The organism is Amycolatopsis tucumanensis (genome assembly GCF_021654135.1).
GTDB classification, from domain to species: domain Bacteria; phylum Actinomycetota; class Actinomycetes; order Mycobacteriales; family Pseudonocardiaceae; genus Amycolatopsis_E; species Amycolatopsis_E tucumanensis.
In genome coordinates this window covers 81,849-95,339 of record NZ_JAKGSD010000016.1, presented here as the reverse complement: position 1 = coordinate 95,339, position 13,491 = coordinate 81,849, and the positions used below count along the sequence as shown (strand labels likewise).

15 protein-coding genes are annotated in these 13,491 nt (G+C 68.1%); 7 read left to right on the top strand and 8 right to left on the bottom strand.

Going from position 1 to position 13,491, the window contains the following annotated elements; genetic code table 11:
- Positions 1-117 precede the first annotated feature (117 nt).
- Genes L2C96_RS17920 through L2C96_RS17905 form a run of 4 tightly spaced genes read right to left on the bottom strand, consistent with a single transcriptional unit; the run spans position 118 to position 2,508 of the window.
- Positions 118-501: a nuclear transport factor 2 family protein gene (locus tag L2C96_RS17920; protein ID WP_237337039.1), complete on the bottom strand. Its 384-nt coding sequence runs from the start codon at positions 499-501 to the stop codon at positions 118-120.
- The gene (locus L2C96_RS17915) at positions 498-950 is read right to left on the bottom strand and encodes a cupin domain-containing protein (RefSeq protein ID WP_051362681.1); all 453 of its coding nucleotides are present in this window, start codon (positions 948-950) and stop codon (positions 498-500) included. The genes L2C96_RS17920 and L2C96_RS17915 overlap by 4 nt, the downstream gene beginning before the upstream one ends.
- A gap of 25 nt (positions 951-975) precedes the next feature.
- Positions 976-2,040, bottom strand: coding sequence for an NAD(P)/FAD-dependent oxidoreductase (locus tag L2C96_RS17910; RefSeq protein WP_237337038.1), 1,065 nt, complete (start codon positions 2,038-2,040; stop codon positions 976-978).
- Between the two features lie 24 nt (positions 2,041-2,064).
- Positions 2,065-2,508: an FAD-dependent oxidoreductase gene (locus L2C96_RS17905; RefSeq protein WP_237337037.1), complete on the bottom strand. Its 444-nt coding sequence runs from the start codon at positions 2,506-2,508 to the stop codon at positions 2,065-2,067.
- Between the two features lie 46 nt (positions 2,509-2,554).
- Here L2C96_RS17905 and L2C96_RS17900 point away from each other — a divergent pair, with 46 nt between their 5' ends.
- From L2C96_RS17900 to L2C96_RS17875, 6 genes are all read left to right on the top strand, one after another.
- Positions 2,555-3,430 (top strand): SDR family oxidoreductase, encoded by an 876-nt coding sequence (locus tag L2C96_RS17900; protein WP_237337036.1) that lies wholly within the window; start codon positions 2,555-2,557, stop codon positions 3,428-3,430.
- A gap of 19 nt (positions 3,431-3,449) precedes the next feature.
- Positions 3,450-3,965, top strand: coding sequence for a cupin domain-containing protein (locus tag L2C96_RS17895; protein WP_237337035.1), 516 nt, complete (start codon positions 3,450-3,452; stop codon positions 3,963-3,965).
- Complete coding sequence (locus L2C96_RS17890) at positions 3,962-4,852, top strand: alpha/beta fold hydrolase (protein WP_237337034.1); 891 nt, start codon at positions 3,962-3,964, stop codon at positions 4,850-4,852. The genes L2C96_RS17895 and L2C96_RS17890 overlap by 4 nt, the downstream gene beginning before the upstream one ends.
- Positions 4,852-5,781 (top strand): DODA-type extradiol aromatic ring-opening family dioxygenase, encoded by a 930-nt coding sequence (locus L2C96_RS17885; RefSeq protein WP_237337033.1) that lies wholly within the window; start codon positions 4,852-4,854, stop codon positions 5,779-5,781. Before L2C96_RS17890 ends, L2C96_RS17885 begins: the two co-directional genes overlap by 1 nt.
- 161 nt (positions 5,782-5,942) lie before the next feature.
- Complete coding sequence (locus tag L2C96_RS17880; RefSeq protein ID WP_237337032.1) at positions 5,943-6,920, top strand: AraC family transcriptional regulator; 978 nt, start codon at positions 5,943-5,945, stop codon at positions 6,918-6,920.
- A gap of 104 nt (positions 6,921-7,024) precedes the next feature.
- Positions 7,025-7,798 carry an IclR family transcriptional regulator gene (locus L2C96_RS17875; RefSeq protein WP_237337031.1) on the top strand — a complete coding sequence of 258 codons (774 nt, stop codon included), beginning with the start codon at positions 7,025-7,027 and terminating at the stop codon, positions 7,796-7,798.
- 3 nt (positions 7,799-7,801) lie between these two features.
- On the opposite strand, the gene L2C96_RS17870 is transcribed toward L2C96_RS17875, so the two are convergent.
- Both L2C96_RS17870 and L2C96_RS17865 read right to left on the bottom strand, forming a co-directional pair.
- Entirely contained in the window at positions 7,802-9,034 is a 1,233-nt protein-coding gene (locus L2C96_RS17870) for a cytochrome P450 (RefSeq protein ID WP_237337030.1), read from the bottom strand.
- Between the two features lie 27 nt (positions 9,035-9,061).
- Positions 9,062-9,982, bottom strand: coding sequence for a PDR/VanB family oxidoreductase (locus L2C96_RS17865; RefSeq protein ID WP_237337029.1), 921 nt, complete (start codon positions 9,980-9,982; stop codon positions 9,062-9,064).
- A 198-nt stretch (positions 9,983-10,180) separates the two neighbouring features.
- Between L2C96_RS17865 and L2C96_RS17860 the strand changes: the two genes are divergently transcribed.
- Positions 10,181-11,410, top strand: a complete 1,230-nt coding sequence (locus tag L2C96_RS17860; RefSeq protein ID WP_237337028.1) for a cytochrome P450 — start codon at positions 10,181-10,183, stop codon at positions 11,408-11,410.
- 49 nt (positions 11,411-11,459) lie between these two features.
- On the opposite strand, the gene ribB is transcribed toward L2C96_RS17860, so the two are convergent.
- Both ribB and L2C96_RS17850 read right to left on the bottom strand, forming a co-directional pair.
- Positions 11,460-12,506: a 3,4-dihydroxy-2-butanone-4-phosphate synthase gene (ribB, locus tag L2C96_RS17855; RefSeq protein WP_237337027.1), complete on the bottom strand. Its 1,047-nt coding sequence runs from the start codon at positions 12,504-12,506 to the stop codon at positions 11,460-11,462.
- A gap of 36 nt (positions 12,507-12,542) precedes the next feature.
- Positions 12,543-13,430 carry an SMP-30/gluconolactonase/LRE family protein gene (locus tag L2C96_RS17850; RefSeq protein WP_237337026.1) on the bottom strand — a complete coding sequence of 296 codons (888 nt, stop codon included), beginning with the start codon at positions 13,428-13,430 and terminating at the stop codon, positions 12,543-12,545.
- Positions 13,431-13,491 lie beyond the last annotated feature (61 nt).

Here is a 13,491-nt window from a genome sequence, read left to right as displayed (position 1 = left end):
CTGACCGCGAGGCCGTTGACGAGCAAAGGCGGGTGCAGCTCGGCAAAGCTGCACCCGCCTGGTGTACGTCGCGCGGAGGACCGCCAGAGCCCGGCAGTTGATGTCAGGAAGGAAGGCTCACCCGTCTCCGGCCATCGCCGGGGAGAAGTCCATGTAGACGGTGTAGTCGGCGACCTGCGTCCCGGCCAGGCTGATGACCGTCATGCACGGCAACGCCAGGTGTTTCCCGTCGGGCGCGGCCGTTTCGATGGTGAAGTGGCAGAAGAGGCGGTCGCCGGTGTCGGTTATCTCCCGGATCGTGTGCCGTACCCAGGGGAGCGCGGCCACGGCGCCGGCCGTGGCCGCGGCGATGGCCGTCCGGCCCGTGATCGTCTCGCCGTTGCCGAACGTGTAGGTGGCATCGTCGTGGAACCACTTGGCGAAGTCCTCGGCGTCGCCGCGATCGACGGTCGCGCACATCGAGCGCACCATCTGCGCGCGGCCGGTCACGTCGCCGCTCACTGGAGTGCCAGCCCGTAGCGGGTCATGACCTCGGCGACGAGTTTCATGTCGCGTCCCGGTGGCAGTTCGCTCAGTTCCCGGTAGTAGTTTTCCAGGCCGGGCGGGGAAACGACGGCGATCACCCGCGTTTGGACGTCGAACGAGTTGTAGAAGACGTGTGGGACGCCGCGTGGCATGAGCAGGGAGTCGCCCGGCGCGAGCACGTGCTCCACACCGTCGAGCTCGACGGTGACCCGCCCCTCGACACAGGTGAAGAGTTCGTCCTCCCGCGAGTGGATGTGGGTGGGCGGGCCGCCGAGGCCGGGCGGGACGACGTATTCGAAGAGCGAATAGGCGCCTTTTGTTTCCGCGCCGGTCAGCCTTGTGTAGATGCCCAGCCCGATCGCGCCGAGATTCGTTCCGTCCTCGGTCCGGAACACCCGGCTCGGGGCCGTGGATTCGGTGGTCATTTCCAATCCTTTCCGTCAACGTGATCTAGGACTTGTTCGCGGACGTCTCCGGCAAGACGGGTTCGGCCTTCGGCTGGGCCGCCCGGGCAGCGACGATCCGGTCGAGCAGTGCCGGTGTCACCTTGCGATAGGTCGCCGGGTCAACGGGGGCGAGCCACTGGAACGCCCTGGTCAGAACGCCGATCTGAAGATCGAGGTCGGTGAGCACCTCGTCGGCGTGGTGCAGCGAGAACGGGATGATCTTCGTGCCTCGGCAGTGGTGCGAACCGAGCGCGTCGTCCATGAATTCAAGCTGCCCGGTGACCTGCTCGCGCCGGGCGTCGAGGCTGGGCAGCTCGAGTATTCCCTCGATGTCCGCGGCGATCCACAACGCCGCGAGTTCCGCGTTGAGCGGGCTGAAGAACGACGAGTTGTAGCCGTTGAAATAGAGGCCGGGGACGTCCAGCGGCTGGATCTGCCGGTAAAGCGCGAAGTTTCCGCGGTCGTCGTGCAGTTTGGCCTGCACGTTCGCGTCGAGGAACGGAACGGACTGCTGGAAACCCGTCGCACAGACGATGATGTCCGCCGGGATCACGGTTCCATCGTCGAGTTCGGCGTACCGCTGTTCCCCGTCGGCATACAGCCTGGCGATCGTCCGGTCGCGTCGCACCCGGATCGTCCCGGCCTCGACGCCTTCGAAGAATCCTTCGGTGGCCAGGCCGATCGCGCCCCGGACGATGCCTTCCATCGTTCCCCGCGGGACCAGGCCGAGCTTGTCCAGACCGAACTGCTTGACCGAGACGGAGCCGATCGAGTTGATCAGCGAGCGCCGGATCTTGTCGCCGGGACCGTGCAGGAACTTCTCGAACCCGCGCAGCGTGCGGTAGCGGAACAGCGCCTCGCCGAGGCGGGTCATCAGCAGCACCTTGAAATTCAGAACCCCGGCGACTTTCCGCGGGATCTTCCACAGCAGCTGGCGCGCCACGATGTCGGTGCTCGCGGCGACCGACGCGATCGCCACGGTGACATCACACGCCGACTTCCCGTAGCCGACCACCACGGCGTGCCGGTCCCGCGCGTCATCGAGGTCCAGGAACTCGGTCCCAGCCATCAGCACACCGCCGGCGGCGCGGAACTAGTCGACACCAGGAAACTTCGGCACCGCTGGCTCGCAGAACACCCCATTTGCCACGACGACACGGTCGAACCGCTCGGTTTCGGGAACGCCGTCGCCCTTGGTGGTCACGAGCCAACCCCCGGCGTCCGGGACAACGGACTCGACTTGGGTCTCCAGCCGCAGCAGGGAATCGATGCCGAAATTGCGCGCATAGGACGCGAGGTATTCCTGCACTTGGCGTCCCGTCGGCCATTCCGGGAAATCCTTCGGCATCGGGAAATCGGAGAACGCGTACTGGGCCGCCGGACTCTGCGTCGTCACTCCGGGGTAACGGCGGGTACGACTCCACACGCCGCCCACGTCGGGACACCTGTCGAAGACCACGACATCGTGTCCGGCCTGCGTCAGCACTTTAGCCGTCGTCAATCCGGAAATCCCGGCTCCGACGATCGCCACACGCATCTTCGGTCCTCCTGACTCGGCACGGTCGGTGTGCCGAGCGCCCATCGTGAGCCGCGCGGCCGGGGAAGCCAACGCGGTGTCCCATCGACCGGGACTGGCGGTTGGTGACGCCCGAGCGGCTGACGAAACTGGAACCATCATGAACTCTTCTGAACAGCCAAGAACCGCATTCATCGGTGGCGGATCGGGCGGTATCGGCGCCGCGGTGGCGCGCACCCTGCTCGAGCGTGGCCACCGCGTCGTTCTCGCCGGGCGGACGGCGTCGTCTCTCGATGCGACAGCGAAGGAGCTGGATGGCGGCGATCTCGTCGACCGGGTCGTCGTCGATCTCGCCGACCCGCTGGCGTGCGCCGCCGCCGTGACCGACATCGGCGAGCGGCACGGCAGCCTCGACGTGCTCGTCGTCAACGCGGGCGGCCCGCCTCCCGGCCGGGTCCTCGCAGTCGAGGACGAAACCTGGCGCGCGGCGTTCGACCTCCTGCTCCTGGGACCGCTGGCGCTGCTGCGTACGGCGTTACCAGGCATGGCGGCCAACGGTTTCGGTCGTGTCGTGGTGATCACCTCGACCGCGGTGCGGCAACCGCAGCCCCAGCTGGCGACCTCGACCGTGCTGCGCGCGGCAGTCACGTCCGCGGTGAAACTGGCGTCCCGTGAATACGCTGACCGCGGGGTGACGGTGAACTGTGTCGCCCCCGGTGCGACACTCACACCTCGGCGGATGGAGATCCTGAGCAGCCGGGCGGCGGCGCGGGGCGTCGACGTCACCCAGGCCGTGGCCGAGGACCAGGCCGAGATTCCCGCCGCGCGCGCCGCGGAACCATCGGAAATCGCCGCGGCCGTGGCGTTTCTCGCGTCCGAGGAAGCCGCTTATGTCAACGGAACCGTGCTCACCGTCGACGGCGGACGCACCGAGACGGTCTAGACGAGGAGCGCAGAAGGCGATGGCCACATCCGGACCCGGCTTCACCCTGACAGATTTCTTCGCGAGCTTCGGCTCCGCGATACGACCGGCCGCGCGCCGGCCGTTCGTCGTGCACGACGAAGACCTCGTCGAGCTGCCCGCGGGTTCCGTGCCGAACCCGACGACGCTCCGGGTGGCCGGCACGCTGCCCACCACGACGTTCGAACTCTTCCGCCAGGTGATTCCCGCCGACGGAAGCTCCGACATGCAACGGCACTATCACGAGACCGTCCACTTCGTGCTCGCCGGCGACGGTCACAGCGAGATCGAGGTCCCCGCCGGGCCCGAGGAGGTCGTCTTCTGGACCGCCGGGTCGTTCATCTACACGCCGCCCTGGGCCTGGCACCGCCATTACAACGACTCCGGCGCACACCCCGTCGAATTTCTCACCATCGAGAACTCACGTCTGCTCGGCCAGTTCGGTCTGATCCGCAGGCAGAGCGCCGGCCTGGTGAACATGACCGAAGCCCGCGAAAAGTTTCTGGAGGACGCATGACTCCGATTCCCGAGCACATCAGCATCTGGGGCGAACTGGGCGACGTGGACCATCGCCTCCTGCACCTGGACGTGCCGCTGGGCGACGAGACCGTCCGCACCCGCGTGCTCCAGGCGGGTTCCGGACCGGAACTGGTGCTGCTTCACGGCACCGGCGGGCACCTCGAAGCTTATGCGCGCGACATCGCCGGGCTGGCGCGGGACTTCCATGTCACGGCGTACGACATGGTCGGGCACGGCTGGTCGGATCTGCCCGACCGGCCGTACACCATCGACGTCCTGTCCGACCACCTGATCGGGCTGCTGGACGTGCTCGGCATCGAGACCGCGCACCTGTCCGGTGAGTCACTCGGCGGCTGGGTCGTGGCCTGGACCGCGGCGCACCATCCGGGGCGGGTCGACCGGCTGGTGCTCAACACGCCGGGGAACATCGCGAACAAGCCCGAGGTGATGGTCCGGATGCGGGACAGCACCATGGCCGCGGTGCTCGACCCGAGCGACGAAACCGTCCGGCGCCGGGTCGAGTTCCTCTTCCACCACAAGGAACTCGTCACCGACGAGCTGGTCAACCTTCGGCGGCGGGTCTACTCCAGGCCCGGGTTCGTGCGAGCCATCTCCAACACGCTCGTGTTGCAGGACCCCGAGATCCGCAAGGACTTCGCGTGGTCGCCCGAGTGGGTCGGCAAGGTCGTGGCGCCGACCCTGCTGCTGTGGACGGAACACGATCCCACGGGCGGGCTGGACGAGGCCGATCTGCTGCTCGGGTGGTTGCCGGACGCGCGGTTGCACGTCATCGCCGACGCTGGCCACTGGCCGCAGTGGGAGAAGGTCGACGAGTACCTCGACACCCATCGCTCGTGGTTGCTGAACGGGAAGGAACCGTCCTGATGGCCGAGATCATCGGGTTCGTCGGCATGTCGCACAGCCCGTTCGCCACGATGTTGCCGCCGAAGAGCACCGGCGAACCCGGGGGGCGCTTCCTCGCGGACGCGGACCGGGTCAGGCGCGCGGTGGACCGGCTGGCGCCGGACGCGGTCGTCGTCATCGGCCCGGACCACTTCCACGGCAACTTCTACGACGTCATGCCCCCGTTCGTGCTCGGCGTCGAAGACGTCGAGGCGTTCGGCGACTTCGACAGCCGGTCCGGCCCGCTCCCGGTCGCGGGCGCGCTGGCGTGGTCGGTGCGCGACAGCCTGGCGGAAGCGGGTTTCGATCTCTCGCTGTCGTACTCGCTGACGGTCGACCACGGTCTGGTGCAGACCTACGACATGGTGACCGCCCGCTGCCCGCTCGTCCCGCTGGTCGTGAACACCGCGGCGCCGCCGTTGCCGTCGCTCGACCGGTGCCTGGCGCTGGGCCGCGCGCTCGGCGCGGCCGTTCGCTCGTCCGCCGAGCCCGCCCGGGTCCTGCTGGTGGCGAGCGGCGGGTTGTCGCATTGGCTGCCGTCCAACGATCCGCGGGATCCGTCGGTGGCGGGCGAGCGCCGGGAGGCCCTCATCCACGGCCGGGCCGATGTGGCGGCCTTCGCCGCGGCCCGGGAGCCAAGGGTGCGGGCGATGGGCGGTGACCCGGACGCGCGGGTGAACCAGGAATGGGACCAGTGGTTCCTCGACCGGCTCGTCGCGGACGACCCGGCTGCCGTGGCGACGCTGGGTCACCGGGGCCTCGAAGAGAACGCCGGGACGGGCGGGCATGAGGTGCGGTGCTGGCTGATCGGCCACGCCGCGGCCGGCCTGCCGCTGCAGTGGACCAGCTACGAGCCGGTTCCCGAGTGGATCACGGGCATGGGCATCGGGACCACCTTCGCAGTGGATTAGGCCGGGACCGGCCGGTGGCCCCGGACCATCCGCGCGGTTAACCTGTGTCTGGTGCGCGTGACTACGGTCACGCGCACCGGCCGGGAGGCTCCCGACGACCACCTCCGACCCTGCGCCGTCCCGGTCGACGCCCTCCGTACGGATGATCGGAGACCGCATTGGTGGATGCAGCGCGCGCGCCCCGCGAACGCCTCGCGCCGTACCGCTCCGTGCGCACCCGCGACGTGCTCGAGGCGGAGTCGCGTCTGGCTCGCCTGTTCAGCCCGCACACACTGCGGCCCGACCGAGCCCCGCGCAGGTTCTGCGCTACCGCCAACTCGGTCTCGCTCGGCGGCATCCGCCTCGTCTACATGTCACTGGGGACGGCGACGACGATCCGGCCGGACCCGCTGGGTTACTACGCCGCGAACATCGTGCTCGCCGGGTACGGCGAGTACCGCCAGGCGGCCGGCGCCGTCAGCACAGGCGGGCGGTGTGTCGGCGCGGTGCTCAACCCGGGGTCACCCACCGAGATGTTCGTCGACGACGGGTGCGCGCATCTGTCCGTGCTCGTGAGCAGGCAAGCGCTGGAATCCCGCCGCGAGGCCGCCGGCACCCTGGACGACGGCGTCTGCCTGGCGATGCCGCTGGATCTGCGCTCACCGAAGACGCAGAGCTGGGTGGATCTCGTCAGCTGGACCGTGCGGTCCGCCGAGAGCGGGGGACTGCTGGACAACCGGCTCGCCGCGGCCCACGTCGAGGATCTCGTCATCCTGGGCTTGCTCGACGCGCAGCGGGTCAAGGCCGAGGGCGAGGAGCGAACCGATCGCAAGCTCCCGGCGCGCATCGCCCGCGTCGTCGATCTCGTGCACGCCGATCCCGGGCAGCCGTTGACGCTGTCGCAGCTGGCGGCGGTGGCCGGGGTCAGCGTCCGGTCCCTGCAGGCGGGCTTCCGGCGTCACCTCGGGACGAGCCCGAGCCAGTACCTCCGGTTCGTCCGGCTCGACCGGGCCAGGGCCGATCTGCAGCGTGCCGGCGACGCGCCGACCACCGTCACCGACGTCGCGCTTCGCTGGGGGTTCACGCACGTGCCCCGGTTCGCCGCGCTGTACCGGGACAGGTTCGGTGAGTTGCCGTCGCAGACGCTGCGGAGGCGTTGAGCTTCGCGGATCGGATCGGCTGCGCGAGATGGATCGCCCGGTTCCTCCGGCTGGCTTATCGTGCCCACGTCGCAATGGCGCGAACAGATACGGAGCGGCACACAATGACAAGCCAGATCGTCGGCGACGGCTCCGACGGGATTCTCGAGCGGGCTGCCGCGATTCTCCAGGCATTCGACGACGAGCACCGGCGGTTGACGTTGATGTCCCTGGCGAGCCGCAGCGGGCTACCCCGCTCTACGACACACCGGGTGGCGGGACGCATGGTGGCGCTGGGCTGGCTCAGCCGGGACGACGGCCGGTACCACCTGGGCAACGACTTCGTGCGGCTGTCCGGCCTGACCCAGCTCAGGCGGGAACTGCGCGAGACCGTCCAGCCGTTCATGCAGGATCTCTACGAGAGCAGCCACCTGACCGTGCAGCTTGGCGTGCTCGACCTGCCGAACGTGCTGGTGGTCGACACGGTGACCGGGCACCTGGAGCTGCCGATGCTGTCGAAAGCCGGTGGTTCGATCCCCGCGCACTGTTCCAGCCTCGGCCGGGCGATACTCGCGGCCGGCCCGCGCGCCGTCGTCGACCAGGTCATCAGTCATGGCCTCGAACAGCGTACAAAGCGCACGATCACCGTGCCGTCCGCGCTCCGGCACGAACTCGAGGTGTCGGCCCGGCGGGGGTGGAGCGTCGACGACGAGGAAGGCAACGTGGGCGTCAGCTGTGTCGGCGCCGCGCTACGCACCCCGCTCGGGCACGTCGTCGGCGCGCTGTCGGTCACGGGGCCGGCCGCGGTGGTGCGCACGGACCGGTTCGGACCGGTCGTGCGGGCCACCGCGGCCGCCGCGTCCCGCAAGCTCGCCCGGTTACCGCAGCGTGCCGGGTGACGATCAGTCCCAGAGCACGTCGAGCCGCTGCGGCCCGCGGAACAGCCATCCCCACACCGGGACTTCGTGGGCGGGGTCGAGGCGGATGGAAGGGAAGGCGGCGAACAGTTCCTCGAGCGCGATCCGAGCGACCTGAGGCGCGTAGGCGCTGCCCGAACAGATGTGGCGCCCCGTTCCGAACGCCAGGTGCGGGTGCGTCGCGCGGTCGAGATCGAAGACGTCGGGACGATCGAACACGGTCTCGTCGCGGTTCGCCGAGCCGTAGGAAAGCCACACCGTCTGTCCCGGCCGCATCGTCGCCTCGCCCATCGTGATCTCGCGCAGCGGCAGCCTGCTGGAGGCGCTGAAGACCGGGGACATCCACCGGAGTCCCTCGGTCAGCGCGCGCGGGAGCAGAGTGGTGTCCTCGGTTACCCGCTTCAACTGCTCGGGCCTGGTGGTGAGGCCGAGGAACGTCGCCGCGCACTGGTGCCCGGGCTCCTGCAAGCCGCCCAGGATGATCACCTTGAGCGAGGGGAGCAGTTGCTCCAGCGTCCGCGGGTCGCCGTGCGGACGGCCGTGATGCAGGTAGTGCGACAGCGCCGAGCCGTCGGGTTCGGCCGACAGCTTCGCCACGAGCGGCTCGAGCACCTCGCGGATCTCCGCACCGGCCTCGTCCGCCGGGGCGAAACCTCCGGGGTTGGTGAAGCGGCCTTCGGCGTCCATCGCCGTGTTCGCGATTCCCCGCGCGAGCGCGTGGAACCAGCGGCGAAGCGTGTCGGAGTCGACATCGGTCAGCCCGATGACGTCGCCGACGCACCGGACGCTGATCGGCTCGAAGTAGTCGGCCATCAACTCGGCCTTGCCTTGGCCGCGGATCGCTTCGAGGTACCGGCGCACGGTCGGCCGAACCTGGTCTTCGAGCAGGGGGCGGAACGCTCGCGGTTTGAGCGGCGGGTCGACGGCCGCCCGCAGGTCCTGGTGGGTCTCGCCTTCGGCGCCGAGGATGTGGTCGGCGCCGAGGACTCGCTCGTGCATCGGGCTGGTGCCGCCACGAAAGTTCGTCGCGTCGTCGGCGATCGTGCGGCACGCTTCCCAGGTCGAGGCGACCCAGGCGTGCGCGGCCGGAATCCACGCCACCGGCGCCTCGCGGCGAAGCCTCTCGAAGATCGGGTACGGGTCGTTCTCCAACTGCTCGACCGTGACGGTTGCCAGCCATTCCTGGGTGTCACCGGCCGTTGTGTGGTTCGTCGTCATGGCGTCTCCTTCGTTGTGTTCCGGGTGTCAAAGATCGAGTCCGAGGACCGCGGACCGGGAGCGCGACACACACAGCATGATCAGCTTTCCGTCCTGCCGTTCCTCGTCGGTCAGTACTTCGTCGTGGTGCTCCGGCTCGCCGTCGAGCACGGTCGCCTCGCACGTGCCGCACGTCCCGGTCCGGCACGACGAGAGCACCGAGATGCCGGCGGCCTCGATGGCTTCGAGCAGGCTTTTGTCGGCGGGCACCTCGATCGTGCGTTTGGACCGCCGCAGTTCGGCGACGAACGGGCGGGCGGAGTCGCCCGGCCGGACGGGGGTGAACCGTTCGACATGCAGCGTGCCCGCCGGCCAGGCCGCGCAGGCCTCCGTGACGGCGTCTATCAGCGGGGCCGGACCGCAGCAGTACACGGCTGTGCCTGGCCGCGGCTCGCCGAGGAGCGAATCCACCGGAAGCAACCCGTGCTCGTCCTCCGGCCACAGCGTCACGCCCGGACCGTCCACTTCAGAGCAGAACGCCATGTGGCGGCGTGACCGGCCGCCGTAGTAGAGGCTCCATTCCCGGCCCGCGCGCTTGACCTCTTCCAGCATTGGAAGCAAAGGCGTGATGCCGATACCGCCCGCGATGAAGACATACCGTTCCGCGGGAACCAGCGGGAACAGATTCTCGGGATCCGAAACGCGCAGCCGCCGGCCGACGGAAACGGAATCGTGCAGCTTGTTCGAGACGACTCCGTTCCATTCCCGCCGGACCCCGATCCGCCACGTGAACCGCTCGGACATCGGCCCGCAGAGCGAATACTGACGGACGTCGCCGTCGACGTCGACTCCCACGTGCGCCCCCGGTGTCCATTCCGGCAGCGGGTCCCCGCCGGGGTCGGTCAGGTGAATGACCATCACGTCCTCGGCGGCCTCTTCTTTCGAGGTCACGACCAGCTCACGTGTCATGACGCCTCCTCCCGGCTCCGGTGCTGGGTGATGCACGACTGCGAACCCGTGCAAGAGCCTCGGGCGACGCCGGAAGAGCCGCCATCAGGAGTCCCACTGCGCGGGAAAGGCCGATCCCGACCGGTGGGACTCGCGGTTGTCGGCCGATTGGCCAACCGCACAAAATCGCCTCATCGCGCCAACGGTGACTGGAGGTCAATGATGACGCAGCAGGCCGCGTTCACGGACTTCAACCCGATGGAATCGCCGCATCGGGAGAATCCGCACCTGTTCTACAAGTGGTCGCGCACGGAACAGCCGATTTGCTTTTCGCCGACGCTCAACGCGTACGTCGTGACGCGCTACGACGACATCAAGTCGATCGTCGACGACCCGGACACCTATTCGTCCAGCAACGCCATTCCGGTCCTGTGGCAGAATCCGGAACCCGTCGTCGAAGCACTCCACGGGATCATCCCGGAGGCGGCCACCGTCGTGAACACCGACGAACCGCAGCACGCACCCTTGCGCAAGGTGCTCGATCACGCGTTCTCCGGCCGCCGCATCCGGCAGCGGCTTCCGCTCATGAGGACACGTTCGGCCGAACTCGTCGACCAGTTCGCGGGGGCACACCGGGCGGACCTCGTCAGCGCCTATGCCGACCCCTACGTGCAGTCGATCGTCAGCGACGTCTTCGGAATCCCCGCCGAGGACAACGACCGGGTGCAGGGCTGGACGAACGACTACGTCACTCTGCTGAACCCGATGGTCGGCGTCGAGGAAAAGGTCGCCGCGGCACGGCGGATGCACGATTACGAGCGTTACATCGACGCGCTGGCGGAGCAGCGCCGGACCTCGCCGCGAGACGACTTCATGACCGACCTCGTGCACGGCACCGACATGGTTCCCGCGGTGAGCAGGGACGACCTGCACTACATGTTCCGCGGCCTGCGCTTCGCCGGGCACGACACCACACGCGATCTCATGACCAGCACGCTCCTGCTGCTGCTCGACAACGACCGCCGGTTGTGGGAGATGGTCCGCGCCGACCGCCCGGTGTTGCAGCAGGTCATCGAGGAGACGCTACGGCGGGACGCGCCGCACCGCGGGCTCATGCGCGTGACCACCCGGGACGTGGAGATCGGTGGGACGCCGCTGCCGGCGGGGACGTCGCTGCTGCTGCTCTTCGGTTCGGCGAACCGGGACGAGAGCCGTTTCGCCGCGCCGGACGAAGTCCGGCTCTCGCGGGCGAACATCCACGAGCACCTGGCGTTCGGCAGTGGCATTCACCAGTGCCCGGGTGCGCAGCTGGCGCGCACCGAAGTGCGCACGGCCATCGAAACCCTGCTCGACCGGCTACCGGACCTTCGCCTGGCACCCGGTTACGAGCCGTCCTACGTCGCGAGCTTCTTCTTCCGCGGCCTGGAACGGCTCGAGGTCACCTGGTGACGGTGACACAGCTCAGGCTCGGTTCGCGCCCAGGGCTGTGTGGCCGTAGTCACCCCGCCGCGGGTCTGGGTTGCTGCTCGAACTCGTACACGGCGTCGAGACCGAGATCGGCGAGAATGTTGGGTACGACGATCTCTGGGCCAGGTTGAGGAGGCGTGTCCGCCTGCAGCAGTCCGCAGGCGCTCGCTCTGCCGTCCGGACGTAGGTAGATCACCACCCCGCGACCTGTTCTGCCGAACTCCGTGAGTGCGCGATCAAGATTTCCTCGGCACGTGCACGAAACGGCACCGAAGACGTCGCCGCAAAGACATTCGGTGTGAACGTAGACAGGAACACGGCCATCGCCCGTTCCCGCGACCAAGGCCAGGTACTCGTTGCCGGACAGGTACTCGCTGTAGCCCAGAGCGCGGAACCGTCCGAACGACGTGGGCAGCGTCGCCTCGGTGACGCGCGTGAACCGGGTTTCGTGGCGGAGCCTGTAATCGATGATGTCAGCGACAGACAAGTGCACGAGTCCGTGCTGGAGAGCGAAACGCGCCAGTTCTTCACCTTTGGCCATTTCGGTGGGCCGGTCCACGGACACGATCTCGCAGAGCGCTCCGGCGGGCGTGCGGCCCGCAAGCCGGGCCAGATCGACTGCCGCTTCGGTGTGACCGGGCCGTTCGAGAACTCCGCCCGCGCGTGCACGCAACGGTACGACGTGGCCCGGACGTGAAAAATCTTCCGGGTTCGCGTCGTCGGATCCCAAGGCGGCGATCGTGGCCGCACGGGACTTCGCGGAGATTCCCGTACCGGTGCCGACCAAGTCGACGGTCACCTGGTAGGCGGTTTGGTATCGATCTTGGTTGGCGTGGGTCATGGGGGCCAGGTTGAGCCGGTCGCACGCCTCGCCGGCAAGGGCGACACAGAGGAAACCGGAAGTGTGCCTGACGGTGAAGGCGACCAGTTTCGGGGTCGCGAGTTCTGCCGCGAAGATGAGATCTCCCTCATTCTCACGGTTCTGATCGTCGACGACCACCACCGGTCGCCCGGCGGCAATCGCGCTCAGGGCGGAGCGAACGCGCTTGTCGATCGCGTTCTGTGAACTTCTGGACATCTGCTGTGTCTCCTCGCGACGATCACGAATGCCGGGCTACGGGTGTCCGCCATGCGGTACGGAAACCCGGACGGTCAGCAGATGGGACTCACGTGCACTGGCCCGCGCAGCTGGGTCGAAGTCCGGAGCTGTGCACAGGAACAGCGTCCGACCGTCGTCCCCGCCCAGCATGCATGCGTAGACACCGCTGCCGACCTGTATTTCCTCGACGATGTCCCCGCCCTCCTGCACGCGGATCACCCTGCCGTTCAAGGCGTCCGCTACCCACACCGCCCCCTCGGCGTCGAGGCAGCAACCGTCGGGTGCGACCTTCACCTGACTCAGGACCGTGGCGAAATCCCCGGTCGGCACCTCCCCGAACTTCGCCCAGATCCGCTGATTCGTGAGCTGTCCGCTGTCTTCGATGTCGAATGCGGTGATCCGGTTCGCGAAGGTCTCACCGACCACCAGCACGTTGTCGTCGGTGATGACGCTCCCGTTCGGAAAATGGAGGCCAGCCGCGGCTTCGGCGACAGTTCCGTCGGGGTCCACCCTGACCAAGTTCGTCGGGACGGGATCAGCTCCAGCGCCGATGTCGAAGCCGAAGTTCCCCACATAGGCGCGTCCGAGGCGATCGACGACCATGTCGTTGAGATTTCCGCTGACATGGCCGCTCAGGTCCGCGTGGACGACGACCCGGCCATCATGCTCTCGACGCAGCAACGTGAAGTCCCGTGCGGAGACCACGAGCAACCGGCCGTCGGGAAGCCAGCCGAGGCCACCTGGTTGGTTCGGGACCTCGAGTTCGGTCCGGAGGCCGGTACCGTCCGCAGCCGCGGAAAAAACGCGATTGGTGTAGAAGTCGGAGACCCAAATGCGACCTTCGTGCCAGCGAGGGCATTCCAGAAACGACATTCCAGATAAAATGTTGGTCAGCGTGCTCATCGTTTACGTGCCTCTCATTGCGCTGAATTGTCCGGCTGTGTGAGCCGGTGCGATTGTGGAC